The organism is Thiohalocapsa halophila, assembly GCF_016583825.1.
In the GTDB taxonomy this organism is placed as follows: Bacteria; Pseudomonadota; Gammaproteobacteria; order Chromatiales; family Chromatiaceae; genus Thiohalocapsa; species Thiohalocapsa halophila.
In genome coordinates this window covers 1-924 of record NZ_NRRV01000225.1, presented here as the reverse complement: position 1 = coordinate 924, position 924 = coordinate 1, and the positions used below count along the sequence as shown (strand labels likewise).

Below are 924 nucleotides of genomic sequence, written 5' to 3'. Positions count from 1 at the left end.
CATCATCCAGGACCTGGGGCGTAGCAAGCTCGTCGTGCTGGTTACCCACAGCCTCGGGCAGGCGCGCCGCGTCAGTGACTACAGCGCCCTGTTCCACACCCTCGAAGACTCCGGCGCCCTGTTCGAGTTTTCGCCGTCCGAGGCCTTTTTCGAGGCCCCGGCCAGCCCCAAGAGTCGCGAGTTCATGATGCGTGAGACGGGGCTGGATCAAAAGCGACCGGTGGCCGCAACACGCGCGGCAAGCTTGTGACCGGCTCATTTATATCGGATCGTCGACGAGGCGACAGAGTGGGTGATGTTGTCAAAGCCTTTCATTTCTGTTGTATTGCTCTGCGTTGTCTGCCTGCCATCGACGGCGACGGCCGAGCGTGAGCAGGCCGAGATGCCGGAGTTCGTCTCGCGCCATTTGATGGCAACTATGCGCAATCATCTCGAGGCGTTGGAGGACATCAGCCGTCTTCTATCTGAACGACGCTACGACAAAGCGGCCGATTTGGTGGAACAGCACCTAGGCATGTCGTCTATCGAGATGCATTACGAAAAGCATGTCGGAAAGTATATGCCTTCGGGAATGCGCTCCCTGGCAACGGAAATGCATGGCGAAGCCACCCGCTTTGCCGTGTCGGCCCGGAACGCAGAGAAGGCGGGCGGCTCGGATGAGATGTTCGCGGCGCTGGCAGACGTCATGGGGAGGTGTGTGGCCTGTCATAGCGCCTACCGGGCGCAGTAGGCCCCGTGGCTCTCGCCTCACCGTCTGCGTGAGACCGAGGGCGGCCGCAGCCATTGGCCGAAGGGCGCTCCGGCTGGCTGGAATCGGGTGAGGGATTGGTCGTGGGGCGCGCGCCAGGCTGTTCGGTTTCCCCCTCGGAAAGTCGCGAGAAGCGTTCATGCAGTGTTTGTCTCAGGCCGCAGGGCGCGCCCCAC

1 protein-coding gene and 1 pseudogene are annotated in these 924 nt (G+C 62.2%); both read left to right on the top strand.

The window, feature by feature from the left end; translation table 11 throughout:
- Positions 1-250 (top strand): annotated as a pseudogene (locus CKO31_RS26135) (hypothetical protein); the annotation flags it as partial.
- 45 nt (positions 251-295) lie between these two features.
- On the top strand, positions 296-730 hold the full coding sequence (locus CKO31_RS26130) for a hypothetical protein (RefSeq protein WP_200243859.1): 435 nt from the start codon (positions 296-298) through the stop codon (positions 728-730).
- Positions 731-924: the final 194 nt, after the last annotated feature.